The 22,765-nt window shown below is 39.2% G+C and carries 35 protein-coding genes; 22 read left to right on the top strand and 13 right to left on the bottom strand.

Annotation, left to right across the window (positions count from 1 at the left end):
• Positions 1–20 precede the first annotated feature (20 nt).
• From PGH07_RS01580 to PGH07_RS01555, 6 genes are all read left to right on the top strand, one after another.
• Positions 21–611 (top strand): PAS domain-containing protein, encoded by a 591-nt coding sequence (locus tag PGH07_RS01580; protein WP_289412140.1) that lies wholly within the window; start codon positions 21–23, stop codon positions 609–611.
• A gap of 38 nt (positions 612–649) precedes the next feature.
• Positions 650–835: a hypothetical protein gene (locus tag PGH07_RS01575; protein WP_289412139.1), complete on the top strand. Its 186-nt coding sequence runs from the start codon at positions 650–652 to the stop codon at positions 833–835.
• A gap of 239 nt (positions 836–1,074) precedes the next feature.
• Positions 1,075–1,287: a hypothetical protein gene (locus PGH07_RS01570; RefSeq protein WP_289412138.1), complete on the top strand. Its 213-nt coding sequence runs from the start codon at positions 1,075–1,077 to the stop codon at positions 1,285–1,287.
• 105 nt (positions 1,288–1,392) lie between these two features.
• Positions 1,393–2,487, top strand: a complete 1,095-nt coding sequence (gene ald / locus PGH07_RS01565) for an alanine dehydrogenase (protein WP_289412137.1) — start codon at positions 1,393–1,395, stop codon at positions 2,485–2,487.
• Positions 2,488–2,589: 102 nt separating this feature from the next.
• Positions 2,590–2,775 carry a hypothetical protein gene (locus PGH07_RS01560; protein ID WP_289412136.1) on the top strand — a complete coding sequence of 62 codons (186 nt, stop codon included), beginning with the start codon at positions 2,590–2,592 and terminating at the stop codon, positions 2,773–2,775.
• Positions 2,775–3,005, top strand: coding sequence for a hypothetical protein (locus tag PGH07_RS01555; RefSeq protein WP_289412135.1), 231 nt, complete (start codon positions 2,775–2,777; stop codon positions 3,003–3,005). The genes PGH07_RS01560 and PGH07_RS01555 overlap by 1 nt, the downstream gene beginning before the upstream one ends.
• 28 nt (positions 3,006–3,033) lie before the next feature.
• On the opposite strand, the gene PGH07_RS01550 is transcribed toward PGH07_RS01555, so the two are convergent.
• Complete coding sequence (locus tag PGH07_RS01550) at positions 3,034–3,672, bottom strand: GNAT family N-acetyltransferase (protein ID WP_289412134.1); 639 nt, start codon at positions 3,670–3,672, stop codon at positions 3,034–3,036.
• Positions 3,673–4,076: 404 nt separating this feature from the next.
• Here PGH07_RS01550 and PGH07_RS01545 point away from each other — a divergent pair, with 404 nt between their 5' ends.
• Positions 4,077–4,232: a hypothetical protein gene (locus PGH07_RS01545; RefSeq protein WP_289412133.1), complete on the top strand. Its 156-nt coding sequence runs from the start codon at positions 4,077–4,079 to the stop codon at positions 4,230–4,232.
• 186 nt (positions 4,233–4,418) lie between these two features.
• Here the strand turns inward: PGH07_RS01545 and PGH07_RS01540 are convergent, their stop codons facing one another.
• The 4 genes from PGH07_RS01540 to PGH07_RS01525 all read right to left on the bottom strand — a co-directional run bounded on the left by PGH07_RS01540 (position 4,419) and on the right by PGH07_RS01525 (position 7,947).
• Positions 4,419–5,171 carry a TIGR01458 family HAD-type hydrolase gene (locus PGH07_RS01540; RefSeq protein WP_289412132.1) on the bottom strand — a complete coding sequence of 251 codons (753 nt, stop codon included), beginning with the start codon at positions 5,169–5,171 and terminating at the stop codon, positions 4,419–4,421.
• Positions 5,172–5,276: 105 nt separating this feature from the next.
• Complete coding sequence (locus tag PGH07_RS01535; protein ID WP_289412131.1) at positions 5,277–6,440, bottom strand: vWA domain-containing protein; 1,164 nt, start codon at positions 6,438–6,440, stop codon at positions 5,277–5,279.
• On the bottom strand, positions 6,440–7,441 hold the full coding sequence (locus PGH07_RS01530; protein ID WP_289412130.1) for an AAA family ATPase: 1,002 nt from the start codon (positions 7,439–7,441) through the stop codon (positions 6,440–6,442). The genes PGH07_RS01535 and PGH07_RS01530 overlap by 1 nt, the downstream gene beginning before the upstream one ends.
• A gap of 68 nt (positions 7,442–7,509) precedes the next feature.
• Positions 7,510–7,947, bottom strand: a complete 438-nt coding sequence (locus PGH07_RS01525; RefSeq protein ID WP_289412129.1) for an ankyrin repeat domain-containing protein — start codon at positions 7,945–7,947, stop codon at positions 7,510–7,512.
• A gap of 92 nt (positions 7,948–8,039) precedes the next feature.
• Here PGH07_RS01525 and PGH07_RS01520 point away from each other — a divergent pair, with 92 nt between their 5' ends.
• A complete protein-coding gene (locus tag PGH07_RS01520; RefSeq protein WP_289412128.1) occupies positions 8,040–8,225 on the top strand; it encodes a hypothetical protein in 186 nt (61 codons plus the stop codon).
• A gap of 97 nt (positions 8,226–8,322) precedes the next feature.
• On the opposite strand, the gene PGH07_RS01515 is transcribed toward PGH07_RS01520, so the two are convergent.
• Together PGH07_RS01515 and PGH07_RS01510 are read right to left on the bottom strand one after the other, a co-directional pair.
• A complete protein-coding gene (locus tag PGH07_RS01515) occupies positions 8,323–8,826 on the bottom strand; it encodes an NADPH-dependent FMN reductase (protein ID WP_289412127.1) in 504 nt (167 codons plus the stop codon).
• Between the two features lie 74 nt (positions 8,827–8,900).
• Complete coding sequence (locus tag PGH07_RS01510) at positions 8,901–9,434, bottom strand: hypothetical protein (RefSeq protein WP_289412126.1); 534 nt, start codon at positions 9,432–9,434, stop codon at positions 8,901–8,903.
• A gap of 219 nt (positions 9,435–9,653) precedes the next feature.
• Here PGH07_RS01510 and PGH07_RS01505 point away from each other — a divergent pair, with 219 nt between their 5' ends.
• The 5 genes from PGH07_RS01505 (at position 9,654) to PGH07_RS01485 (ending at position 12,812) form a co-directional block, all read left to right on the top strand.
• Positions 9,654–10,106 (top strand): MarR family winged helix-turn-helix transcriptional regulator, encoded by a 453-nt coding sequence (locus PGH07_RS01505; protein WP_289412125.1) that lies wholly within the window; start codon positions 9,654–9,656, stop codon positions 10,104–10,106.
• A 48-nt stretch (positions 10,107–10,154) separates the two neighbouring features.
• Positions 10,155–10,724 carry a YceI family protein gene (locus tag PGH07_RS01500; protein ID WP_289412124.1) on the top strand — a complete coding sequence of 190 codons (570 nt, stop codon included), beginning with the start codon at positions 10,155–10,157 and terminating at the stop codon, positions 10,722–10,724.
• A gap of 71 nt (positions 10,725–10,795) precedes the next feature.
• Positions 10,796–11,581 carry a 4,5-DOPA-extradiol-dioxygenase gene (ygiD, locus tag PGH07_RS01495; protein ID WP_289412123.1) on the top strand — a complete coding sequence of 262 codons (786 nt, stop codon included), beginning with the start codon at positions 10,796–10,798 and terminating at the stop codon, positions 11,579–11,581.
• Between the two features lie 289 nt (positions 11,582–11,870).
• Positions 11,871–12,353 carry a rhodanese-like domain-containing protein gene (locus PGH07_RS01490; RefSeq protein ID WP_289412122.1) on the top strand — a complete coding sequence of 161 codons (483 nt, stop codon included), beginning with the start codon at positions 11,871–11,873 and terminating at the stop codon, positions 12,351–12,353.
• Between the two features lie 87 nt (positions 12,354–12,440).
• Positions 12,441–12,812, top strand: coding sequence for a YkvA family protein (locus tag PGH07_RS01485; RefSeq protein ID WP_289412121.1), 372 nt, complete (start codon positions 12,441–12,443; stop codon positions 12,810–12,812).
• Between the two features lie 233 nt (positions 12,813–13,045).
• Here PGH07_RS01485 and PGH07_RS01480 read toward each other — a convergent pair whose 3' ends face one another.
• Both PGH07_RS01480 and PGH07_RS01475 read right to left on the bottom strand, forming a co-directional pair.
• Positions 13,046–13,873: an aldo/keto reductase family protein gene (locus tag PGH07_RS01480; protein ID WP_289412120.1), complete on the bottom strand. Its 828-nt coding sequence runs from the start codon at positions 13,871–13,873 to the stop codon at positions 13,046–13,048.
• Positions 13,874–13,882: 9 nt separating this feature from the next.
• Positions 13,883–14,263, bottom strand: coding sequence for a bacteriohemerythrin (locus PGH07_RS01475; protein WP_289412119.1), 381 nt, complete (start codon positions 14,261–14,263; stop codon positions 13,883–13,885).
• Between the two features lie 157 nt (positions 14,264–14,420).
• Between PGH07_RS01475 and PGH07_RS01470 the strand changes: the two genes are divergently transcribed.
• Positions 14,421–14,831, top strand: coding sequence for a hypothetical protein (locus PGH07_RS01470; RefSeq protein ID WP_289412118.1), 411 nt, complete (start codon positions 14,421–14,423; stop codon positions 14,829–14,831).
• A gap of 54 nt (positions 14,832–14,885) precedes the next feature.
• On the opposite strand, the gene PGH07_RS01465 is transcribed toward PGH07_RS01470, so the two are convergent.
• From PGH07_RS01465 to PGH07_RS01450, 4 genes are all read right to left on the bottom strand, one after another.
• On the bottom strand, positions 14,886–15,383 hold the full coding sequence (locus PGH07_RS01465) for a nucleoside 2-deoxyribosyltransferase (RefSeq protein WP_289412117.1): 498 nt from the start codon (positions 15,381–15,383) through the stop codon (positions 14,886–14,888).
• Positions 15,384–15,501: 118 nt separating this feature from the next.
• Positions 15,502–15,738, bottom strand: a complete 237-nt coding sequence (locus PGH07_RS01460) for a hypothetical protein (protein WP_289412116.1) — start codon at positions 15,736–15,738, stop codon at positions 15,502–15,504.
• 327 nt (positions 15,739–16,065) lie between these two features.
• A complete protein-coding gene (locus tag PGH07_RS01455) occupies positions 16,066–16,380 on the bottom strand; it encodes an MGMT family protein (RefSeq protein WP_289412115.1) in 315 nt (104 codons plus the stop codon).
• Entirely contained in the window at positions 16,377–17,096 is a 720-nt protein-coding gene (locus tag PGH07_RS01450) for a pseudouridine synthase (RefSeq protein WP_289412114.1), read from the bottom strand. Before PGH07_RS01450 ends, PGH07_RS01455 begins: the two co-directional genes overlap by 4 nt.
• Positions 17,097–17,279: 183 nt before the next feature.
• Here PGH07_RS01450 and nifE point away from each other — a divergent pair, with 183 nt between their 5' ends.
• The 8 genes from nifE (at position 17,280) to PGH07_RS01410 (ending at position 22,697) form a co-directional block, all read left to right on the top strand.
• Positions 17,280–18,656: a nitrogenase iron-molybdenum cofactor biosynthesis protein NifE gene (gene nifE / locus PGH07_RS01445; protein WP_289412113.1), complete on the top strand. Its 1,377-nt coding sequence runs from the start codon at positions 17,280–17,282 to the stop codon at positions 18,654–18,656.
• On the top strand, positions 18,656–19,969 hold the full coding sequence (gene nifN, locus PGH07_RS01440) for a nitrogenase iron-molybdenum cofactor biosynthesis protein NifN (RefSeq protein ID WP_289412112.1): 1,314 nt from the start codon (positions 18,656–18,658) through the stop codon (positions 19,967–19,969). Before nifE ends, nifN begins: the two co-directional genes overlap by 1 nt.
• Entirely contained in the window at positions 19,962–20,417 is a 456-nt protein-coding gene (gene nifX, locus PGH07_RS01435; RefSeq protein ID WP_289412111.1) for a nitrogen fixation protein NifX, read from the top strand. The genes nifN and nifX overlap by 8 nt, the downstream gene beginning before the upstream one ends.
• An 88-nt stretch (positions 20,418–20,505) precedes the next feature.
• Positions 20,506–20,958 carry a NifX-associated nitrogen fixation protein gene (locus PGH07_RS01430; protein ID WP_289412110.1) on the top strand — a complete coding sequence of 151 codons (453 nt, stop codon included), beginning with the start codon at positions 20,506–20,508 and terminating at the stop codon, positions 20,956–20,958.
• Positions 20,959–21,477, top strand: a complete 519-nt coding sequence (locus tag PGH07_RS01425) for a flavodoxin (RefSeq protein ID WP_289412109.1) — start codon at positions 20,959–20,961, stop codon at positions 21,475–21,477.
• 90 nt (positions 21,478–21,567) lie between these two features.
• Positions 21,568–21,945, top strand: a complete 378-nt coding sequence (locus PGH07_RS01420; protein ID WP_289412108.1) for a nitrogenase-stabilizing/protective protein NifW — start codon at positions 21,568–21,570, stop codon at positions 21,943–21,945.
• Positions 21,899–22,333 carry a nitrogen fixation protein NifZ gene (locus tag PGH07_RS01415; protein ID WP_289412107.1) on the top strand — a complete coding sequence of 145 codons (435 nt, stop codon included), beginning with the start codon at positions 21,899–21,901 and terminating at the stop codon, positions 22,331–22,333. Before PGH07_RS01420 ends, PGH07_RS01415 begins: the two co-directional genes overlap by 47 nt.
• Before the next feature lie 73 nt (positions 22,334–22,406).
• Positions 22,407–22,697, top strand: a complete 291-nt coding sequence (locus tag PGH07_RS01410) for a 2Fe-2S iron-sulfur cluster-binding protein (protein ID WP_289412106.1) — start codon at positions 22,407–22,409, stop codon at positions 22,695–22,697.
• Positions 22,698–22,765: the final 68 nt, after the last annotated feature.

The raw sequence follows: 22,765 nt of genomic DNA, 5'->3' as shown, positions 1-22,765 counted from the left end.
TTTAAAGCCAAGGAGAGTAAATGTCAATGCTAAATCCAGATCTTTCAACGTCGCTTCGTCCAAATCCGACCAATAAAGAGATCAAGTTAAGCACCAATGATATGCTGGTGAGTAAAACAGATCAAAAAGGTGTGATCATTTACGGAAATAACAAATTTGTAGAGATATCAGGATATAAGGAGAATGAGCTGATCGGTTCTCCTCACAGTATACTCAGACATCCGGATATGCCAAAAGCGATCTTTTATCTTATGTGGCAAAGTATCAAGAGCGGTCATAACATAATGGCTGTTGTCAAAAACATGGCAAAAAACGGTGATCACTACTGGGTAACGACCGACTTTGATATCCAAAGAGACAGAGAAGGAAAGATCCGTAACTATATTGCCTATAGACAAGCAGCACCAAAAAATGTAATCAAAGAGATAGAGCCGCTCTATCAAAAAATGCTGGAGATAGAAAATACACATGGTATGGATGCTTCGATTGAATATTTGGAAGCTTATCTTGAAGAGAAAGGTAAGGGGTACAATCAGTATATCGAAGACTTGGCGAAGCCAAAAGGTATTACCGGTGCATTATTTGAAAAGATGAAAAAGCTTTTTGCATAAGAGATATTGCTTGATCATTCACACACAAAGGGTTTAGTATGTCAGTACAAGAACAGATCAAAGAGAATCTTCTTAAAGAGATCTATACGGATATAGACAAGATGTATGATTTTATGGAGCAGCACTTTATTCTCAGTGATGAACATGAGAAGTTGGTGATCAAGCAGCTCAATAAGCTTAAAGACCAGTTCTATATGATTGCAAAGCAAAGCAGTCTCTCTTGATACAGTAATCAGGTTACTCTTATATTTTTACTCAAATCGTCCTTTTTTGGACGATTTTCTAATCGCTTCCTTGTATATTCACTTTTTTACTTTTTTATTGTCTATATTTAAAAAAGTCTCTCAGAAAACCTCTGACTAGAACATTATATGCATTTTAAACGATGTAAGTAATAGATGGTTTTTACAAGATGTATTTGTAGAAACTTGTATAGGGAATTTCATCTATAAAGGAGTTAAAAATGGAACACCATATTGTCGTAGAAAAGATGTGCAGATGTGCAAAGAGAAAACAGATGCCGCAGATCAAAACATTTGATGATAAAGAGAATGCAATGAGGGTAGCAAGAGCATGGGCACAGGAGCTCAATGAAACCTTTTGTGGAATGCATGAGTTTGATGTGGTAGAGGTCGATGACAATTATGTGATCGCTGTAGGTGAAGGAAGTTACTAATCGGTTGTACTGAAGGTATATTTTGTACTATATAGAAAAGAATAGCAGGTATGGTACAAGCATTTTCTACGGAATTTAAGTGTAATTTCTTGATAGGAGAAAAAGATGATCATCGGAGTGCCCAAAGAGATCAAAACAGATGAGTTTCGCGTTGCTGTAACCCCCGCAGGTGTACGTGAACTGGTTCAAGCCGGAAACCGTGTAATCGTACAGAGCGGTGCAGGTGAGGGAAGCGGTTTTCATGATACCGTCTATAGTGATGCGGGAGCAGTAATCAGTCTGAATGCAGCAGATGTTTTTGGTGAGGCAGAAATGATCGTCAAGGTCAAGGAGCCGATCGCTGCTGAGTATGATCTGTTGCGTAAAGGTCAGATACTGTTTACCTATTTGCACCTTGCTGCCGATAAGGGACTTACAGAGGTATTGATGCAAAAAGAAGTCACTGCCTTTTCCTATGAGACACTTTCTGTTGAAGGACGACTTCCTTTATTGGAACCGATGAGTGAAGTAGCAGGTAAAATAGCATCATTGATGGGTACTGTACATCTTGGACGTTATCACGGTGGTCTTGGATTACTTGCTGGTGGTGCAGTAGGAACTGAACGTGCCAGGGTAATGATACTTGGCGGCGGTGTAGCGGGGAAAGCAGCAGCTGAAGTAGCTGCCGGGCTTGGAGCCGAAGTCACTATATTTGATATCAATGTAGAACGCTTACATTATCTTAAAGATATATTACCGCCACATGTAACTACTATGTACAGCACGCATGAGACGATTTCACAGATACTCCCTCAGTGTGATATTGTTGTAGGTACGGTACTTATACCGGGAGCTAAAGCACCTAAACTGATCACACGTGAAATGCTGGGTATTATGAAACCCGGCAGTGTATTGGTAGATGTATCAATCGACCAAGGCGGGTGTTTTGAGAGTTCACGGCCGACTACTCATACTGAGCCGACATTTGTGGAGGAGGGGATCATTCACTACTGTGTTGCCAATATGCCGGGTGCCTATCCTCGTACCTCTACCTTTGCACTCTCCAATGCTACATTGCCTTATGTCAAAATACTTGCAAAAGAGGGGACAGACGAGGTATTGAAACAATTTCCGGTCTTTAAAAGTGCACTAAATACCTATGAGGGTAAACTCTATAATGCTCCTGTCGGTGCTGCACATGGAATCGAGGTTCAAGTATAAGGTCAGAGTCAATAGGGCTCTTATCTCTTCTTGGACACTGATGGTAAAGTGTTTAGAAGATGATAGAATAATTTTTGCAGATATCTCTATAAAGGAGCAATCATGTGTATACAAGAACGTATTAAAGAGAATCTTCTAGAAGAGATCTACACGGATATAGACAAGATGTATGACTTTATGGATCAGAATTTTGATCTATACACTGAACATCATGATCAGGTGATCAAACAGCTCAATAGACTAAAAGATCAGTTCTATCTGATAGCAATAAACAGCAGGTTAAGTTAATGCAGTATCATGTAGTCATTGAAAAACTGTGTGCGTGTGCCAAAAAACGCAACCTTGAGCAGATAAGAAGCTTCAATAGCAAAGATGAGGCTGAAGAACACTCATATGAGTGGGCAGATACACTCAATAACACTTTTTGCGGCAGACACGGCTTTGACAGTGTTGAAGTAGATGACAATTTTGTGATCTCTGTTGAAAACGGCTCTTTTGTCGAAGCGTGCGAAATATAGTTTTCAATAGAACGTATGATTCATATCATTATTTATTTTCAATCATCATGAGTTCTTTATATAGATAGCTCTCGGCAAGTTGTTCCATATGTTCTTCATAGACTTTGGTTTGTTTTTCATCAAGTTCTTCTACATTGCCTTTTACCTTTGAGATGATACTGTTAAGGTGCTTTCCCGCCAATTCTCTTGGATCCGTGTCTTTTACCATCTTTTCTATCTGAGTGATACCTCCTTTAGGCATCGGTAGATCACAGTAGTAGTCCCCCAGGCTATTAATCCCCCAGTAAACAACTCCCATCGTAAGATAAAAGCTTAGTGATTGCGGTACACACGTCATACGGAAACGACTGACGTTCTTCTGCTCTGCTGTCTGGAATACGAGTTCAAAAAGTTGACTGGCATATCCATGTCTTCTGAACTTCAGAGGCGTGAAAATATTATGGATAGTAATGTATTCATTGTAACGGTCTATTTTGTAAAAGATGTAACTGAGATGTTCTTGCTTTTCATTAGAAAGTACGACACATCCATGTGCTTTCCAACTGAAATGTCGATCCCACCAGTATAAGGCAAGGTTTGCAAACCCAAGACTTTTTTTATCTTTGATCTGTGCGATAGAGTCTATATATGCGTTTCTGTTAAGATGTTCAAGATGAAATTCCTGCAACGTTTCCCCTTTTTTGCTATGAATGAAAAAGGAAGTTGTCAGAAACCTGATACATAAATAGAGTAATGATTTATAGTCTAACATTTAATTGATGGAGATAATAAATAACTATGGTCTTTTTTTAGGCAAATGTTATTTCATAGTGATGTATATATTATTGAAAAGTAGACAAAATAGTTTTATTTGTTATGTATTCTTCATCCTTCTATCCATGATCACTCTTCAAACATATAATTATCCACGCTTCTATAGACAAAATATTTTCAAAAACGGTTATACAACCAAAACACGACAAAATTGTCGTACTTTGAATTTTTTAGTATGAAAATTGCATATTTGTGCTGATTTTTCGGGAATGAAAAGTGTAATAGTATTTAATGAAGTCATTATATAAAGGAGACAACATGCATGACTGTAATATTATTGAGGTAGAAGATTTTGGGTTTAATCATTACATTCACCATCTGGATGATATCGAAGGTGATGGTTTTGGGTATAAGAATGAACTGGATCTTATTTTTGATCTAACGGATTGTACATATGAGATGGATTGTGAGTAATAGATATTTTGACAGGGAGTAATATGGGGATCAAAAAGAACAAAAAGAGAGACTATAAAGCACTTTAGCACTGAGTACGAATGAATGTCGTGAAATGTTGTGAAGAGGCTTTATAGTTCTATAAAAATTTCATCTTCTCAAAGAGGGTTTGAACACTTTTTGAAAAGATGACATTGTCATGAATGATTATAAAACAATGTCAGCAAGTGAGTCGAATACGGCATCAGGGACAATAGAACTATCCAGATCGGAAGGTGAAAATTTCCCGGTACGTACCAGTATGGCCTGAAGGCCTGCTTCCTGTGCACCTGAAATATCACTTTGAATATCATCGCCTATCATCACTGCATTTCGGGGATCCACTCCTATTGAGGCGCAGGCAAGATGGTAAAAATCATGGCTTGGTTTGCCAATGATATGCGCTTTTTTCCCAGAAGCATATTCCAGTGCTGAGACAAACGGACCGGCATCCATACTGAGTTCTCCATCATGGTCTTTAAAATAACGGTTATTGGCTGCAGCAAGTAGCACACCTCCGTGCATCAATGTACGGAATGCTGCATTAAGCTGTTGATAGGTAAAGTTTTCCTGTGCATCTCCTACAACAACATAACGGCATGGATTTTCAGGGAGATCATCGAAAAATTTCGTTGCAGCATCTGTAAGGAGGAGTACAGCTTTGCTGTGTTGCTGTTGCAGATAGGACTTGGTGACATCCAGCGCGGTGATCACTTCGGATGCATCGATGTCAAAGCCCATCTTTTGCAGGTTAGCGACGACCTGAGCACCGGTTTTCTGTGTAGTATTGGTCAAAAAACGTATGGGATAGGAGGCTTTAAGCCTATTAATCGCTTCAACAGCACCTGGATAAGGAGTGTCGCCGACATATAGTACCCCACCGATATCACATAATATACCTTTGATTGAAGAACTGTCCATCATTTGTTCCTTGGATCATTATACATACAGTATAGCACAGCTACATGAAGAGTGTGTGCAAAAAGGAGATCATTTTTTAGTCAGGTAAAAATGATCGTATATCATTTATAAGATCATCAAAGGTCTTCCAAAGGGTACCTTATGAGGTCTGGAAAGTGCCCATAGAACTTCATAAGAAGGCATACGTTTTGGATACCATCCGTCGCCATCGGTAAAGTAGAGCAGCATGGTTGTCAAAGGTAACTGTGAATCGATATAGTCAAACACAGGTCGATAATCCGTACCACCGCCTCCTTTGAGCGGAAAGTCCATCTTTTCACCTCCCTGGAAAGTATAGTGGGCATGTACTTTTGCATCAGCGATGATAAGCTCTATCTGTACAGCAGGGAAGTTTTGCATGATCGTTTTAAACTCTTCCATAAAAATACCCAGTAGTTCATCATTGATAGATCCTGATGTATCTATCGCTACACATAGACTTAAGGTATCGCTGGTCAGTGATGGCAGGATAAAGCCCCGGTGAATATGTTTTTTATTGGGGGGCATGAAAGCATAGTTATTACGCATATGACGGTTGATAGCATTATAAAGCTCAAAACGCCAGTCTATATCATGGGCTTGCATTTTTTTTGCCAAACGGTCAAGCCCTGATGGCATAGCACTTTTACGCTGTGCCAGCTCCTGTGAGATGGATGCTGCATACTGCCACTCAGATTCTGTTTGGCTATCAAGGTCATCTTCTATATTGTTAAGGTTTGAGAAGTCACCGCTTTCATTACAATTTTGTTCATCATTGGCGTTATCTGGTGCTAGAAGGTTATCATTTGGTCCGTTATTGTCACTGTTAAAAGCATCATCGATCTCACCGAAGTAGGCTTCTTTGATCAGATCATAGATCTCTTCGGCGTACATTCCTTGATACTCTTCATTGAAGTTGGCACCTTGAGGAATATGCAGACCGTTTTGATGGAGCATGTTGTTGATCGCATAGTCAGTGGCAAGCTGCCATAGTGAGCCCTTACGATTAAGACGGCGCTGTTGGTGTGCAAGTATATGGTGCATCACACAATTTGTCAGTATGAACATCACTTCATCGATACTGCGTTTGGAGATAAATTCGGGATTATATAAAAATCGTACCCCGTTGCTGGCATATCCCCTGATAGTGTCACTGCTTTCATGTTTGAGTCTTGAAGCAAGCATACCAAAATAGGGATGCTTGAGCGTTAGCTGGCTTTTGGCTTTGAGTAGTAGTTTTTCTGTGCTCATTAGTGTAACAGGGTATTGAATTTACGCATCCACAGCATCCAGCTATCCACATGGTCCAGCTCTATATTACGTTCTCTAAGGTCTTGCACGATCATTACGGCAAACTCTCCGGGAAGATTCAGAGAATACATCAGAAGGTTATTGAGTTTTTTGGTACTGGTATAGTCATCAATACGCATTGAAAGGGCTGTACAAAGTACATGCAGTGCAGAAGCTTCTGTCGGAACCTCTGCAGTTTCCCCTTCCAAAATAGCATCGATATCAGGCAGTTTCCCCGCAACAGCCCTGAAGCCTAGAAATGATGCTGCCAGTTCTTCTCCGATAGCACCTGAGACAAGCGGCATGATAAGATCATCATCAGGGTTGGAAGCGATGACCTCATTGACATACTCCCAGGTACGAGGCGTGGCAAAAGATCTGCTGTCATCTTGTGTATTGAATGCAAACAGTGCATCGGGACGATGTGATATAAATGAGATAATGGTTACATCAATACCCGCATCCATCGCCCATTTACGCCACTCTTCAACATCTGCATGCATCTCCAGGTGAATAAAACGGTTTGCCAGTGGAGATGCCATACGAAACACAACACCCCGGTCACTTTCACGGTTACCTGCAGCCACGATCGACCAGCCTTCGGGCAAATGGTATTCACCTATTTTTCTATCAAGGATCAACTGGTATGCGGAGGCTTGCACCATAGGAGCTGCTGTATTGAGCTCATCTAGAAAGAGTATGCCTTTCTCCAGACTGCCATCAGGTAAAAATGAAGGCGGAGCCCAAACCGCAGTATCCTGTTTTGTGTCAAAAAAAGGAATACCGCGAAGATCTGTCGGATCAAGCAGTGAGAGACGAAGGTCGATGTATCCGATCCCTTGTTCTTTGGCGATCTGTGAGACGATAGAGGACTTTCCGATACCCGGAGGTCCCCATAAAAATACAGGGACTTTTCTTTCACATAGATAGCTTAACGATCTTTTGGCATCATGGGGGTTCATGGCATTCCTTTCTTTTTTACGTTGTATGTCAATATGCAATTATGGTGCGAGTTAATGTTAGAGGTGCACTATCGTGCGTTTTTAAGTATGCGTAATATCTTGGGTGTGACGGCAAGATCAAGTGCCGTAAAATCATCCGGGTTTTTGATACGAACATCTGCGCCTGCATTTACCAAAAGCGAAACTATCTCTTCTTTACCGCTGGATGCAGCATACATCAAAGGGGTAACACCGTTGATATTGATCGTATCTATTTCGATCCCTTCATCTACAAGCACTTTGATGATATCGATGTTTTCTCCAAAACAAGCAAGCCAAAGAGCGGTATTGCCATCGATGTTTTTAAGATGTATATTGGCACCTTCTTCCAGAAGATCAGTAAATATTTCAGAATTCCCTTCTCGTGCCGCTTTCATCAAGGCTGTATTACCGTAGTTTCCCTGTTTGTCTATCTCATCGATAGCGTAGTCATTGTTTTCTAACCAAGTTAATGTTGATTGTTCCATAAAGAGACCCTTATGCTATTTTGGTTTTGATACTGCAATTTGCATTCTTAGTCAGAACAAAATTTGCATTAAGTAGAGAAAAAGGAGTAATAATGGAAACCTATTTTTATTGTCAAAGCTGCGACCAGAAGATCACCATAGACCAGCTTGCACTTTTAAATGAAGGGAAGTGTCCTTCTTGCAGTTCGATGGAGGGGTTTTCTACTGTACCTAAAGATGAAAATGATTCATTTGAACAGGTGACTGTACTCAATGATACAGATTTTCTGGATCAATAGCATACAAAGTGTCAGTACCAATGAAAAAGCAGATAAAACCTCATACTGTTATATATTTTATGAGGTTTTCATAGATTAATAAGAAGAAAAAAACAGCTTATAGCTCCGTTTGGGCTATAAATTGTTTCAAGATCTTTTCACTGCTTTCTACCTTTAACGGCTTGTTAAAATTAGTAATGATCTCTCTTGGCATTACCATAGCTCCAAGTCTTGTAAATTGTGTTCTCATAGCATTCATAAGATCACTCCCGCCACTGCCGGAGTGGGTAGCCAGTTGTATTTTTTTCATCTGAAAAACTTCTCTGAAATCTTTTCCTGTTCTGGATACCCAGGCAACAAAATTTGATAAAACAGGTGGTAGAGAATAATTATATTCAGGAGCGACAAAAATATATCCATCGGCTTTTTTCATTAATTCAACCAATTCGTCTATCTTCTTGGGAATACCATCACGCTCTTCTTTTCTACTATCATACATAGGCAGTTCAAGGTCAACTAAATTAATGATCACACTTTCTTGATTGCTCTCTTCCATTTGGAGTTTAATACTATTGGCCAATTTCATATTTTCATTTAAACTCGACACAAATATCAGATACATCCTACACTCCTTGAATATATTGGTTTCATTATAACGTTATTATTGTCTGACTGGTTATTTAGCCAAAACTCCTTCTAATTCAAGGTCACCTGATCAATCACCGTAATTTGTTCATATTTTAGGTGATGCAAAAATTCTCTAATGATCAAAAGCTGGGCATAGAATCTCTGAGAAATGTCAGTTTCATGCAGACGAGGCGGTCTGCCCATTGCGATTTCAGCGTATTGTCCAAACAGATATTCAAGATCATTGCGAGGAAGGCTCATTTCATGTTTGTATTCAATACAGCAAAGATGTGCAATTTCTCGAATGAAAGAAGTATTGGTGACCAAATGATGTCCATTCATCGGAATTAGCGGCACAACTTTCTCGATCTCATCTTCGATATAATTGATGGCATATTCGATATCATCATAGGAAGGCGGTGTATGTTTAAAGTATCGGGAACTGATGAGCTCAAAGCCAACCGGTATAGTGACAAAAGTCACATCATTTTTTTTAAAACAGAAAACAGATTCATTTTCGCGGATCTGCATAAAAACCGTGTTTGGATGTATCGATTCAATACTCATGAATAGTGATTTAAGCTGTTCATTTATACTAGACATGCAAATTCCTATGAAAATTTAACTGGTTATTAATAAAAATTATATAAAGAATAGTTTGATTTATGCAATAAACAGATAATTAGAACGTGAGATTATTGTCTTAAAACTTTATAAAGTTATATATTTTATAAGGTTTTTAATAAATGCTTTTTTACTTTATTACAAATAGTCTTGACAATATTACTAATTAGTAGTATTATGTTATTAAGGAGAATTGATATGAAAATAAATGCACTTAAAAGTTATGGTTCAAATACTGATAAAGCTATGTCAACTTGGATACAGCTTTTTAGAGCTTTTAATAAAATAAGAGCAAAAGAATCACTTTATATTCATTCATTTGATTTAACGATGAACCAGTTTCAAGTTTTGGAAGTTTTATACCACAGGGGTGATCTGAGTATTGGTACGATTACCACTCTGACTATGGGTACGCCCGGAAACATTACTGTAGTAATAAAAAATCTAAAAAGAGATGGTTTCGTTACTTCTATTCCTGACCCAAAAGATAAAAGGTCTTCAATAATTTCTATCACCCAAAAGGGAAAAGATATTATCGAACAGTTGTTTCCTGATCATGCCAAAAACCTTGAAAGCTATTTTGATGTTTTAAATGATGAAGAGATGGAAACGCTATTTAATTTATTGAGAAAGTTACAGAAATCACAGTAACTTTTTTTTAATTAAATACTACTAATTAGTAATATAAAAGGAAAGAAAATGAAATTATCAACAGTAATATTTGCTTCAATGCTAAGTGTAGGAACGCTATTTGCCGGGACTTATAATGTAGATCTTGACCATTCAAATGTTGCTTTTAAAGTGAAGCATATGATGATATCCAATGTTACAGGTCAGTTTAACAAGTTCAGCGGTACATTTAACTATGATGATGAAACAAAAACATTAACATCATTGAACGGCGAAGTGGATGTAAACTCCATTGATACTGATAATGCTAAAAGGGATGCGCATCTAAAAAGTGTAGATTTCTTTGATGTCGCAAAGTATCCATCTATGCAGCTAACCCTTGATAAAGTTGAAGGAGATACCGCTTTAGTGAAACTAACGATGCACGGTGTTACAAAAGAGGTCAAAATGGAGCTAGAGACCAGCGGTACGGTGATCAAAGATCCATGGGGCAACAGTAGAACAGGTCTATCGCTGTCAGGTAAAATCAATAGAAAAGATTTTGGCTTGAACTGGAATCAAGTAATAGAAGCAGGTGGTGTCGCTGTTGGTGAAACAGTGAAAATAAATATTGAAATAGAAGGTATATTAGCTAAATAGCATATGTGTACTATCAAATGACAAGAAAAAACTTTTTAAAGATGCTTGCTTTAACATTAGGAGGCTTAACCATGCCGATTTTCGCAAACCAAACAAAAAGAGCTCCTGCTTTTTTTGTGGGACACGGTAACCCCATGAATGCCATAGCAGATAATACGTTTACAAAATCACTTAGAACGTTAGGTGAATCATTGCAAAAGCCCAAAGCTATATTGATGATATCAGCACATTGGAATACGCCATATCCTGCTATAAGTCTTCATAAGAGTGATCAACTCATCTATGATATGTATGGATTTCCCGATGCACTATATAAAGTAGAGTATCCTGCTCCAAATGCGGACTTCTTGGTATCTGATTTACAGAAACTGATCCCGAATTTGCATGTAGAAGAGAGAAATCTAGACCATGGGGTATGGAGTGTTTTGATACATCTATTTCCTTATGCCGATATCCCTGTGATGCAGCTCTCCATCGACAGCAGATTGTCCATGAAAGAACATTTTGAGATGGGTAGAACCATCAGAAGACTACGTGAGCAAGGTGTGATGATCATCGGCAGCGGAAATGTCACACATAATCTTGGAGATATTAGTATGCAAAAAAATTCACCAGTAGTTTCATGGGCAAAAGAATTTGATGATTTTATTAAAAACTCGATATTAAAACAAGATTATAATGCACTAATAAATTTTCAAGATATACAACGTTATGCACAAAATGCCCATCCGACCATAGAGCATTATATTCCATTGCTCTATATTGCAGGAAGCTCTTATAATGATGATAAAAGTGAATTTATTTATGAAAGTTTTGAGCATGGAAGTCTAAGTATGCGTAGCTGGCTACTGAAATAAAAAATTGAAAACCTCATAAAGTTATATATTTTATAAGGTTTCAAGACTGTTCAGAATTTCATGTCAATATACGGTAGTAATAAAATCATAGTATATTGATTCTAAAGTTTCCAAGAACTACTATTATCATAAAATTGTTAATATCATGGATAAAGTCATCTTAGGTAAAAAGGTGTCTCTTTTTTACAGGATAGGCAATTTAGTTAAATTATTATATTGTAAATACCTTTTACATACTTTTTATACATTATGGGTAATATTATTATAGAATTGTAAAAAGGACAATATGATGAAAAACACTTTAGTAAAATTGTTATTAGCATGGGCACTTATCGCTTCAAGTAGTTTGATGGCTGAGCCATTAAGCAAAATGGATTTAATTAATCAGGCAAAAAAAGAAGTCGGTGAAGTGACACCCAAAAAATTAAAAACAATGCTTGACAATGGTGATGATGTCATTGTTTTAGATGTGCGTGAAACTGAACAATATGCAGAGGGGAGCATACCGTTTACTGACTTTGACAAAGAGAATTTTCTTTCTGTAACGCGTGGAAATTTGGAGTGGGAAATTAATACAATTATTCCTGATAAAGATGCATATATTGTCACATATTGTCGTAGAGGCGGACGTGGAGCTTTGGCAGCACAAGTCTTAAGAAAAATGGGCTACAAAAATGCTACAACACTTCAAGGTGGTCTAAAAGGATGGATAAAAGCAGGGTATCCTGTAAAAACAGGATTAGGAAATGTTGTATTGGAAAAGGAAAAATAGATACAACAATAATTATCGAGATTGTTTAAATTTTTGTATCAGTAATCCTAAAGATTTGTGTATGATATCAAAAAGTAAGGACTATACTTGATTGAAAAACTAAAAACATGGGCTAAACATCTGAAACATTACTTGTATGCGCTATATTTGGCATATCATCACAAAGATGTTCCAATAGTTGCCAAAATAATGGCGGTAATAGTGGTTTCATATGCCCTAAGCCCCGTAGATTTGATTCCTGATTTTATCCCTATCATTGGATATCTGGATGATTTCATTTTATTGCCACTTGGAATAGCGTTGGCCATAAAACTGATACCGGAGGAGATTTGGAGTGAATGTAAAAACAAAGCCCAGCAAGCAACTTTAAGATCTCTTCCTCGTTCTAAAACAGCTGCCTTTGTTGTAATCAGTATATGGATTATAATAGCGGTTTTGATTTTTCGTATGTTCTACTAAACGTATAAATTTAATGATTTGTCGTTTACTAAACAAGAACCAAATGGCTTATATGTAAAACCTTATAATCTAACATATTTTATAACGTTATTCGCTATAGCGACGTTTGCGGGCTATAAAACTGTGTCCTTGAATATAAAACCTTATAAAATGTTCTATATAGGGATGTTTTATAATGAAAACTATAAAAGAAAACATAAGCTCAAAAGTGAATGGTTTGCACTAGCAAAAGATCAATGTCGAAGCAGACTGCTTATCTGTTCGATCTCTTCTCGTTCAAGCACTATTTTGTTAGCTTCAAGGTCTTCGCTCATATGTTCTTTTGATGTGGTACCGCTTAGCGGGGTGATACCTTGAGAGATCAGATAGGCAAAAAAGATCTGTGGTTGTGTTTTACGGTATTTTATAGCAAGTTTAATGATGGTATCGCTGTTAAGGATATGTGGATTGGCCGTAAGGCTCCAGAAGCTCTCATAAGCGATATGATGCTCTTTACACCACTGTCGTAACTCTGTGTCATAGTCACTCTGTTCATAAAAACGGTTTTGAACTATGGATGGTTTGATCCTTGCTTCATCGTAAAGCCGTTTTAAAACAGAGAGATCATAGCAGTTACTGATCCCAAGCATTTTAGCCCCATCTGTTTCATAGATCTTCTCCATAGCTCTCCAAACCTCCAAAAGATTGGAAAAGGGAAAGAGAGGAGAGTGCAGGATCAGCGCATCCACATAGTCACTCTTTAGATTTTGTTTTGAAACCTCAAACGATTGCAACACCTGTTCAAAAAGCGAGGCGTCTTTATCATAAGGGATGGTGTTTGGATCATGTCCCTCAACGGGTGTAAATTTGGTTTGAATGTAGAGGTCTCTTCGATCAATGCCGCTAAGAACGATGGCATCACCTACAAGCGCTTCACTATAATGTTTGGGTTGACAGGCGGTATCAATCCCTCTGAATCCGGCTTCAAGCGCATCAAGTACAAGTCTGGTGGTCTGTTCTTTTTTCCATGCCGTACCGTAAATGATAGATGGCATAAGAGTTGTGTTGCTTTTTTCTTGCATGATATCCCTTTAGGATGATATATTTTGCTCTTTCAAAAACATGGCAAATTGAGAGTCTATATTGATAATATGTCTTTTGAACTTTTCATAAGCATAGTCGTTGATGTATGGTTTTCCAAATGTAGGAAATTTTCTTGCCTTTTCATAAAAGTATATCATCTCATTTAAAAGGTTTATATGTTCATCAAGATGTTCCTGCCTTCCATAAAAGTTTTGTTCTGTCATGATGCTCTCTTCTGATGCAAAATGCTCTTTGGTATGGTTGATGATCTCTTCAAAGTGTTGAAGGAACTCTGAATCATTACAAGACTTTATAGTGCTAAGAAGGTCTAAAAAATCATCATGCATTTTGTCCATAAGAGGAATATTGAGTTGTAAATTATCTTGCATGCTGCCTCATTGTATTTTTATAACTTTTATGCAATTTATATACTCATAGTATGAGAAAACATAAAGCCATGAAGGAGTCCATACAAAACCAGGTTCAAATAATTTTGCAGTGTTTTAGAGTGAAAAATGCATTTGCTTTATTACCAAAGGAGCCTTTATGTATGACCGGTTTGTTAATGCCAAAGAGACGTATGAATCCAAAGAGATGACACTTGATGAACTGAAAATTTTGCAAGGTCAGTTGGATATAACATTTGAAAACCATGGTATCTCACGCTCGAAAAAAGACTATTTACTTTGCAGTATTATATACACACCGTTACTCAAACTGCAACAACGACTACAACAGCCCTTTGAAAGTGAAACAGAATTCAGACAGCTGATGGAGCAGGTACTAAGCGGCAGTGAATATGAATTTAAAAAAGAAGAGGGTTTTATATCTTATGAGACCAAAGATGCTTTAGTCGATGTGGTGGTTTCGCTGGATGTATCAGGCAGGGTGCTTGTAGAGCCGGATGACATTATGATCACTGGTCATTTTGACGTGTTTCTTAGAGTACAGCATTAGTCAGAAAAGATATGTAAAATTTTATGGAAATACAGAAAAACCGTTCTGTCCAGTCTAATTTATACTGAAATGCTCTTTGATCGCCATAAGACATGTTTTTGCATCGGTAGCCACTAAGGTATGGGAGAGCATGAGGTTATGAGAGAGTTCAAAGTCCTCTATGAGTTTACCTTCTTTGCAGTAGATATCGGAATCACAAAGTTTTTGAGACTCTACAATGCGCTCTTTCATTGTTCTAAGATCCTCGGCATAACCAAAGACCGGTTTGCCCAATGCTTCGGCAAATCCTACTTCATAGACTGTCCCCGAATCAGGTTCAAGGCCCCTAAAAGGATTGAGGTTTGCCATAACGATATCAGCTTGTTGTATCAATGCCAGGTTTGCCTGCCTGATCTCTCGTGCCAAGGCTTGGGGTTCCTCTGCTTCCAAGATATTATCCAAAGGGAAAAGCCCTTCAAATCCAAAGTTACTGCAAAGTTCTTTAAGCATTTTACCTACATCTAAAGCATCTTTTTCAAACACATCAGGCCCGGCTAAATAGATTTTTTTCATGAAAAACCCTTCATTGATTTCATCTCATTATACTTGATTTTTTTTCACCGATGATAATGGACTAAGCTGGTTGATACAATTTTGACATTCTGCCAATTTTGTAAGGATTTGTCGCAATTTAGTGCATGTGCTGTGTACCGCAGCCGCATCCTCCGCCAAGCATACCGATCACATAATGGTCATCCACTTCGGTGATGTCAAAATTGTGTTTTCCACAGAAACTGCTTTCCATAAATGAAAGTTGTGTTTCAGCTGCATTTTTAGCACTCTCTTTTGTATCAAAGGTGACGACCTGACTCAAACCGTCTCTTTTAGCGCAGCTGCAAAGTTTTTCTATAATTACGTGATGTTCCATGATTATTCCTTTCTAATTTTTAGTAGAGATGCATTCTTTATTCCCTTAGGAGTATTGAGACCTGACTAGAGGCATAGTTTTTTGTTTTCGTTTAAGTATTGCAAGCTCTTTGAAAAAACAACCGCTTTCAAACCTGTATCTATCATTTTCACAAATAATAGAATGATGATACAAAGGTACCATCAGGTTCAGATCTTCTTTAGTAATAGTGTAGTTTTTGTCACAGTGGGTGCAGTAAAGTTCAATTTTATTATATTTCATAAAAAAATATTTGCAAAAATTGTTCGATAGTAGGGTAGAAGTATTCTCTATAGTGCAAAAAATGTTTTAGGGTTGAAATGAATAGAAATACTCCTCAAAGTTTTCTATTTTTCCATTGGTGATTTTGATACCTTCACTTTTGAGCAGTTCTATCTTCTTCTCCCTGCCCAGAGCATACTCACCGATATTTCCGTCACTGCGTATGACACGGTGACAGGGTGTTGTGATGAGATCGGGGTTTTTTGCCAAGGCAGTGCCTACTGCCCGCCATGCTTTGGATCCTAACGCCCTAGCAAGCTCTTTATAGGTAGTGATTTTGCCTTTGGGAATTTGACGGAGGAGAGTGTAACACTTTTCGTTGAAATCGGTGTTTTTATTCATGATTCAGATTCCGTAGAACAGCGTGCGATCTCTTCAGGGGAGAGAATCCTGAACTCGCCAGCTTGAAGCTCTCCCAACTCGAGTGTTCCCATGCGGCTGCGGTGCAGCGCGTTGACATGGTTGCCTGCCGCGGCAAACATACGGCGTACCTGGTGGTAACGACCCTCCGTGATCTCCAAGGCTACATGGATACCGTCGCCCTCTTCAAGCCGTGCCGGAAGACATGGGGTTTTTTCACCATTGAGCATCAATGTACCTGAAGCAAAAAGCGCTTTCTCTTCACCCGTCAGTGGTTGTGCCAGAGTCGCTTCGTAGCGTTTGGCAACCTTTTTACGGGGGGAGGTGAGGGCATGGATAAGCTTGCCATCATCTGTGATAAGCAGCAGTCCGCTGGTCTCTTTGTCAAGCCTGCCTACGGTAGAGAGCTTGGGTGAGCGAAGACGCCATCTATTCGGGAGCAGATCATAGACCAGTTTTCCTTCGCCGTCATCATGGGAGCAGACCACACCGACGGGTTTATGCATCAAGATGACCATTCCTTGCGGAGGATCAAGGGGCTCACCGTCGAAACGCACTATCTCATGCGTCACTTTGGTCTCGGGTTTGATACGGGATTCTCCTTCAACAGTAACGATACCCATAGCAATGAGTTTTCTGACATCTTTACGGCTGCAGTAGCCTAGGCTTGAGAGGAGTTGGTCGAGGCGTTTTTTCATACAGGGATTATAGCATAAGTGGTTGTTTTGGAAACGGCTTTTGTTACATTTTCTTGAGCTACAGGATTTTCCGTTTCCTTTTTAAATACATTAGTAGTGAAATTCATAGGATTTGATACCCCAAAACCCTCTTCTCGCACAAAAATTGCATAACTATGGATATTACGCTCAAAAGGAGTATTTATGGTCAATAGAGCCAAGATAAAAGAGTTGCTCAATGAGAGTGCCTGCTCTCACAGCAAAGATAAAAAACCCGGTGAAGGATGTGACAAGCCAAAACCCGGGCTTGCTGCGGGAGGGTGTGCGTTTGACGGTGCACAGATCTCACTCTTTCCTTATGCGGATGCGGTACATCTGGTCCATGGTCCGCAAACCTGTCTTGGAGCATCTTGGGAAACAAGAGAGACTTTGAGCTCCTATGAAGGACGTGATCATACGGTTATGGGATTTACCACGGGTATCAGAACCAATGATGTTATTTTCGGCGGGGACAAGAGACTGGCTGATTCGATAGACTTCATTATGAAAGAGTATGCCCCTGAAGCGATCTTTGTCTACTCAACCTGTGTGACAGCGCTTGTGGGAGATGATATCGATATGACCTGTAAGCTTGGGAGCGAGAAACACGGTGTACCTATCGTACCTGTACATGCTCCAGGATTTGTCGGTGGTAAGAACCTTGGTTCAAGGCTTGCAGGTGAAGCAGTGCTTGAACATCTGATCGGTACCAAAGAACCTGAGTTCACAACTCCTTATGATATCAACCTTATTGGTGACTACAACGTAACTGGAGATATGTGGCAGTATCTTCCGATTCTTGATAAGATCGGAATACGTGTGCTCAGTTCAATGAGTGGAGATGGACGTGTTGGAAGTATAAGGACAGCACACCGTGCCAAGCTCAATGTGATCGTTTGTGCCAAGTCTCTTATCACGCTGTGTAGAAAGATGAAAGAGCAGTATGATATTCCTTGGATATCTGTCTCTTTTTACGGAAAGCGTGATACGGCCTTTGCGATCCGTGAGATCGTTAATGCTTTAGGCGATGAAAAACTGATCGCTAAAGCCGAAGAAGTATTGGCAGAAGAAGAGGAGAAGCTTGAAGCACGTCTGAAACCTTACAAGGAGATGTTTGCTGGCAAAAAAGCCGTACTCAATACCGGAGGAAACAAAGCTTGGTCTATTGCTTCAGGGCTACAGGACCTTGGCATTGAAGTAGTAGCGACTTCTATCAGAAAATCTACTGCAGACGATATAGAAAAAGCCAAAGAGTATCTGGGACCTGATGGTATTTTAATGAAGGCACCGGCATCGGAGCAATCCAAAGTGATCGATGAGAAAGGTGCGCATATTTTGCTTGCCGGAGGTCGTAGTCTCTATACGGCGATCAAAAAGAAGATTTCATTTATCGACGTTAACCAGGAGAAAAAGGTAAGTTACGGAGGATTTGAAGGACTGCTCAACCTGGCTGAAGATCTCAAATCCGCATTTAACAATCCTGTTTTTGCCAATGTTAGTAAAAAAGCACCATGGGAAACTGTATCAATGGAGGCAGAGTAATGGAAGTCAATTACGCTATAGAGCTTAGCAAACACGAACACAAACCCTTGCAGATCAATCCTATCAAACACTCACAGCCGATGGGTGCGGCACTGGCATTTTACGGTATCCGAAACTGTCTGCCTTTGATGCATGCTTCACAGGGATGTGCTTCGTATACCAAGGTATTTTTTACCAGACATTTTAATGAACCGATCCCAATGTACAACACCTCGGTTTCTGATATCACTGCAGTACTCGATGGCGGGGATTATTCTATATTGTTATCGATCGAAAACATCACAAAGAAAAACAAGTTCAAACCGGAAATCATAGGACTTCATACGACGGGTCTGACCGAAACAAAAGGGGATGATGTCCGCGGTGTAGGTATGCACATAGAGATACCTTACTGTTATGTCAATACTCCTGATTATGAAGGTGGTATGGAGAGCGGATGGGCATTGACTGCCAAGGCGTTGATAGATCAGCATACAAGACCATATGATCAAGTGAGACCTAACAAGTTATTACTGCTTCCTCATGTAAGTATGCAGCCTGTTGAGGTTGAAAAGATCAAAGAGATGTGTGAGAATTTCGGGTTTGAGACCTATGCCTTGCCTGATCTTTCTACATCTATGGACGGTTTTTTCGGTGAGCAGCAAGGTAAGCTGGCACAGGGCGGTATCGGCATTGATGAGATAGAAGTACTTGGGAACTGTGCCACAGTGGTCAGTATCGGCAGTTCAATGAGAATTGCTGCTGAAGCATTGCTGGTAAAAAACCCAAAAATAAGACATATACATTTTGATCATCTCATGGGACAGGATATGAACGACAATTTTGTAGCATCTTTGATGGAGATCAGACAGATAGAGCCTTCACCATCAGTAAAAAGATGGAGAGGACGTCTGCAAGATGTAATGCTGGATTCACATTTTCTTATCGGTTCATCACGTTTTGTGATCACCGGAGAACCTGATATGTGTATAGGGATGACTGAATTGATACAAAGTGTCGGAGGGACGATAGAAGCCGTTGTATCGACAGTTTATAGCCCTGTACTTGAAAAAATAGAGGCTAAAAAAGTCTTTGTTGGAGATCTGGAAGATGCGAAAGTACACTTCAAAAATGCAGATCTGGTCATCAGTAATTTTCATGCGGAACGAATCTTGCATATAGATGAGCAAAGCCATGCAGGATTGGTATTGAGAGGGTTCCCAAACTATGAAGAACTTGGAAACCAGCTCAAGAACGATCAGCTTTATGAAGGAAGTACATATTTCCTTTTAGAAATAGCAAATAAATTACGAGAGGTGAAGCATCATGGGTGAATCAACGAAGATAACGGTAGAGAGTAACGATACATTGGAAAATAGCATGAAAGTAGCGTTTGCGACCAAAGATCTTGAAGTCATTAACGCACATTTTGGTGGGGCTAAAGAGTTTGTAGTCTATAACGTCTCCAAAGATGGATTTTCTCTAGCTGGTGTCATTAAGACTGATACATCCGATTTAGCAGGTGATGACAAGACCGATTTCAAGGTCAAAGCACTTGAGGGTATCAATATTATGTATTGTGAGTCGATTGGAGGAACTGCAGCTGCAAAAGTGATCCGTGCAGGAATAAATCCAATGAAAGTGCCGGAACCTAGATCGATTAAAGAGATACTGGGAGAACTGATAGAAATGATCAACACAAACCCGCCGCCATGGGTGAAAAGAATCATGAATATTGAAACGGTCGAAGATCCAAGATTGGCACGCTGGGCTATAGATTAGATTTGTACAAAGCAAAAGAGAAAGAGTGTTAACACAGCTTAAGAAGCTTGGCTTTGAAAGCGTTATTAAAAAATAAAGGAAAATAATTATGGTTGATACAACATTAGAACACAATGCATTTACTGAAGAGCTGATCCGTCAGCTAAGAGCTACCGATCAGTTTGGAAACTGGTCAAAAATGAGTGATGAAGAGCTTTTGACTAAGAAATATGTAAAGACAAAAGAAGATCTGAAAAGTATACCTATCATCGCAGATATCGATGAGATGCTTATCGGAGAGATCAAGATGATCTATAAGGCTATTGCACTTCAGTTTGAAAGAAAAACCGGTGTGATGTGTAATGTTGTCATGGAGATGAGCCATGAAGGCTTTGGAAGATGTATCGTCATTGCAGACAAGATCGTGTTGGTAGACAAATACTTCAAAGATGCACATAGATTTGGATACAGAACAATTGACAAGCTTTATGAAGATGGACAAAAACTTCTAGATAAAGCATTTAGTATCTATCAACAATACAAACCATGTAAGGAGGCATAAATGGCAAATGTTGGGATTTTCGTAGGTAGCAGCAGCGGTGTGACACAGGAAGCAGCTGAGCAGCTTGAAGAGCTTTTTGATGGAGCTGAACTGATCAATATGGAAGAGGATTACGATGACCTTGGCCAATTTGAAGAGTTTGATGTATTACTGATCGGTTCTTCAACCTGGGGGCAGGGTGATCCTCAGCGCGACTGGGTCGATCCTTTGTATGAAATGGAAAATGAAGAACCTGATTTCAGTGGCAAAAAAGTAGCTTTCTTTGGAGCAGGTGATCAGGATACGCATGGCGAAGAGTTTATCAGTGCTTTGGGAAAAATGAAAGATGTTTTCAGTAAGCTCGGTGCAGACACTGAATATGGATATTGGCCTACTGAGGGGTATACCTATAAATTTTCAAGGGCTGAAAAAGACGGTAAGTTCTGTGGATTGGCAATCGATAACGTGAACCAGGCAGATCTTACTGAAGAGAGAATCAGTACTTGGGCTGAACAGCTGAAAAGTGAAATGGGTATTTAGCGACAAAATTGTCGGAGTTTATAAAAATATTATAGGTTTTATCTAGTTGTTATAGAGTAAAAATTGCATAGTGTGTTAAAAGGATTTACAATGGGTGTATTACAAGAGTTTCAGACATTAACGGATGCTGAAGATTATTTTGACTTTTTTGATCTTGATTATGATGAGAGATTGGTGTATGTAAAACGTTTTCATATCATGAAAAAATACGGTGAAATGATAGAGAAAGCAAAGGGTCATGATCTCGGTAGTGAAGAGAAGTTGTTGGATTATTATAAATTTGCCTTGATCACTGTTTATAAGAACTTTGAGAACGGATATGCTCCATCAGCTGCCGAAGTTTGGGATACATTCGGCAAGCCTAGTGCATGTAGTACCTGTTCTACTTCAACAACATGTAATGATATAGAGGAGGTAAGCAATGGAGTTCACGCATGCACAAGCCAAACAAATATCAGCTTCAACTAAAGACGAGATACTGCCGGTATTTCATCTAGGTCAAAGGGTACGTATCACAAAGCCTATCAGGAATGACGGGTCTAACCCTTTTCATGCTCCTGATGCAATTTTGGTCCAGCCCGGTGCGGAAGGATATGTTACGCATATAGGAGACTGGCTGCAGGTGATACGTATCTATGAAGTCCATTTTATAGAAGAAGGATCTACTTACGGATGCCGTGAAGCAGAGCTATTGGCCATAGATGATGTAGACGGATATGATGAAGTTGAAGAAGAACTAAGATGGTTGAGAGAACACCGTGCCAAAAAAGCAGCTCAAAAAGCAGCTCAAAAAGCAGCTCAAAAAGCAGCTCAAAAAGCAGCAGAGCAATCTCAAAACAAAGGAAGCGATGACTAAGTTTTGTGTATTAGCAAAGATTTTTATATCACCGCAGATATAAAGATCTATCTATTTTAAAAGGAGACAACAAATGACAACTAGAGTAGAGATCATTAATGATTTTTTGGCAATTAATGTTACACCGGGTAAAACGATTCAAGACATTGTAGAAGCATCAGGTTCTGCACTACCGTTTGGGTGCCGTGACGGTGAATGTGGAACATGTGTAGTACTAATTGAATCGGGGATGGACTATCTTAGTGATATGACTGACAAAGAAAAAGCAGTTATGAAAACAATAGGTGAGAGCAGTCCTAAAGCACGTCTTGCTTGCCAGATGAAGATCACACAGCCAAACGGGCTTGTACGTATCAAGTACTAATCTTTCTCCGGATTTTCCGGAGTTTGATGTAGTCATTTTTAAAGAGATTTCATAATCTTTTTAATGAT

It is taken from the genome of Sulfurovum zhangzhouensis, from assembly GCF_030347965.1.
Lineage (GTDB): Bacteria > Campylobacterota > Campylobacteria > Campylobacterales > Sulfurovaceae > Sulfurovum > Sulfurovum zhangzhouensis.
The sequence above is the reverse complement of the archived record's forward strand: the minus strand, read 5'-3'. Positions and strand labels throughout refer to the sequence as shown.